Raw genomic sequence first — 2,526 nt, forward strand, 5'->3', positions numbered from 1 at the left:
CGCGGTACCGACACTCGTCAGGATGGATACCGGGTCCTGGGTGTCCATGCTGGACTGACCGGCTATGTTGGCGACCATTCGCGCCAACGGTGCGTCAGCGGGAGTGTCGCACGCCAGATCACCTGCGGTGCAGAAGGAAGCGACACGGTCGGCGACCTTGCCGAAGGACCGCTCCCCCGTCGTTTCCGGGGCGATGCCGCCACCAGCGGGAGCCTGAGTTGCTGCGACCTGTACGGATTCGACCGAGTCACCCTTGGCGCCGGGTGCGGCCGCCGGGGCGGTCTGAGACGACGACGCGAACACCGGCGAACCGGCCGGGCGGGTCGGGTCCGAGAAGAGTGCGGCACCGGCGAACCGATCAGCAGAGATAGGTCCTTCGCCTGCTCCGATCTCACGCGAAAGCGCGGACGCGACCTGTGCACCCTGACTGTAGCCACCAACGAACACTTGAGTGTCCGGGCACTTGCTCGCCAGATCGGTGAGCATCGCCGTGGCGTTGGTGATTCCCATCTGCACCGACTGCTCGTACGTGTCTTTGGACTGATCACCAGGCTTGCCACCGAAGCTCGCCGAGTAGTTCACGTAGGAGCGGTCGATGACGCCCTTTTTGCCGTTGTCGCCGTTGGCTTCCACCAGCGCCGGGATAGCGACCTGGGAAAAGAACCCGCCGTCCGTGTTTGTCGGTGCGTCCCGGGAACTGTCTGTCGTTCCGTTGACCAATAGCAGGTGCAGCGGTGTGCACCCCGAATCCGCAGCAGAGGCAGAAGTCGTCGACGACGTGGTGGTTGTCGAGGACGGCGTCGGAGTGGAGGTCGGTGTTTGCGCGTTTGCGGCGCTGGTACCAGCCATCGCGATCAGCATCACCGCAGTCGCAGCCGCCGCAGACGACCGCCTAAGCGTGAGTGAATGAATGTGCATTTCTACTGCCCTTCCCTGGGATTGATGGCAACAATTCGGGCACCGGAACCGTCCGGGGCGCCGGTCGTGACGACCGTCTGGCGGTACTTGACGTTCGATCCGTCGGGATGACGCTCGTAGAGGTCGACCTCGTAACGGCCGTTGCCGACAGGCGCGGCAAGCACGCACTGCTCGGACCCTGCGGGCAATTGAGCGAAGCCGTTCGTGAGCTGTTCGACAGATCCAATCGAGTTGTCGGGGGCGACAAAGCTGCGAGCCTTCGCTGCATCACCCGAATAGAACGCGGTCTGGAAACTGGCGATCGCCGACATACCGGCATTCGAGGACTCGGGGGTGGCCAGCTCGCGAGGAGAAAAGCCGGTGCACCACGAATTCGCCGCGACGGGAGCAACTGTCGTGGTGAGCGAAGACGGCGGCACAGCCGAGGACGCGAGATCGGTGATCGGAGTGGGCGATTCCTCCCCACTCGACAGACCCGACAACGCCAGTGCAGCCCCGACGCCGAGCACGACGACGGTCGCCACTGCGCCACCGACAGCAACAGCGCTGCGATGACTGCGGAACCACGAGGACTTCTGCTCCGGCGCGGAAGCAGCCCCGGCAGGAGACCTCGGAAGGAACTGCGTCGACGGCATAGGAGGAGTCACCGGAAACTGATCGGTGTCGTCATCCCTCGCCGGACGCTCGTCATCTGCGAAGGATTCGGAAGGCCCGGACGGATCCAGATCGGTACCCCCATCGAGGTCCTGATCTGCGGATTCCGGCACGGTAGAGAACCAATCGTCCTCGGCCTCATCCACATCGGATTCGGGCATGGAAGAGACGACGGACAGCGGCGGCGTCGCAGCTACCGCGGACGAATCGCCCACATGCGGCGGGGGCGAGTTGAACCAGTCCTCTTCGTCGACGGGGGGACGCTGCGAATCACTCACGATCTGCGCCTTTCCTTTTTCTGTGGGGCGGTGAAGTCAGTTGCGCTATCCCGCCGTGGCGGGAACACAGTCAGGGGGCGAGAGAATCCCGCGCCCCCTGACCGAGTGGTTATGCGGGGATACCGGCACCGATCGCGTCGGAGATCATCGAGATAGGCAGGCCGGGAACAGCGGTGGCCGCAGCGATATCAGTGACCGCCTGGTCGAATGCCGCAACAGCACCCTCGCCGCCGGGCAGCGCCGAGACCGTCTCGCGGATCTGGGTGTCGATCGCCGGGGCCGCAGCCGCAGCGTTGCGCACCCCGTCAGCGGCAGCAGTGCCGACCGGCGGCGACGCCGACCACGAATCGAGAACATTCTGTGTCTCGGTAGTGATGGCGGGCTGATCGATGTCCGGGATGACGACCTCGGTCTCACGGCCATTTTCACCTTCGCCGAACGCGGTGCCCACGCCGACGCCGATCGCGGTTCCGACTGCGCCAGAAGTAATTACGACAGGAGCTGCAACAACCGCACCGACTGCACCGCCTGCGACAGCTCCCACTACGGTTCCCGGAACGGAACCGACACCGGGGATCGGGATGAGAGCGTTGCCCAATGCCAGACCGATATTGCCGCCGATGCCAGCACCGATCGCCGTTGTCGCCGCAAGCACCGGCGTGGAAGCGGCCAGTCC

The 2,526-nt window shown here is 64.8% G+C and carries 3 protein-coding genes and 1 pseudogene; 1 reads left to right on the forward strand and 3 read right to left on the reverse strand.

Features of this window, described 5'->3' with window-relative positions:
* Positions 1-633: cutinase family protein (locus VIQ49_RS11800; RefSeq protein WP_331884707.1), on the reverse strand; the 633-nt coding region annotated here is incomplete at its 3' end.
* 103 nt (positions 634-736) lie between these two features.
* Between VIQ49_RS11800 and VIQ49_RS11805 the strand changes: the two genes are divergently transcribed.
* Complete coding sequence (locus VIQ49_RS11805; RefSeq protein ID WP_331884709.1) at positions 737-910, forward strand: hypothetical protein; 174 nt, start codon at positions 737-739, stop codon at positions 908-910.
* A gap of 10 nt (positions 911-920) precedes the next feature.
* Here the strand turns inward: VIQ49_RS11805 and VIQ49_RS11810 are convergent, their stop codons facing one another.
* Together VIQ49_RS11810 and VIQ49_RS11815 are read right to left on the reverse strand one after the other, a co-directional pair.
* Positions 921-1,850 (reverse strand): hypothetical protein, encoded by a 930-nt coding sequence (locus VIQ49_RS11810; RefSeq protein WP_331884711.1) that lies wholly within the window; start codon positions 1,848-1,850, stop codon positions 921-923.
* Between the two features lie 109 nt (positions 1,851-1,959).
* Positions 1,960-2,526, reverse strand: a pseudogene (locus VIQ49_RS11815) (insoluble domain protein); the annotation flags it as partial.

This window comes from Williamsia sp. (genome assembly GCF_036566845.1).
Taxonomy (GTDB): Bacteria; Actinomycetota; Actinomycetes; order Mycobacteriales; family Mycobacteriaceae; genus Williamsia.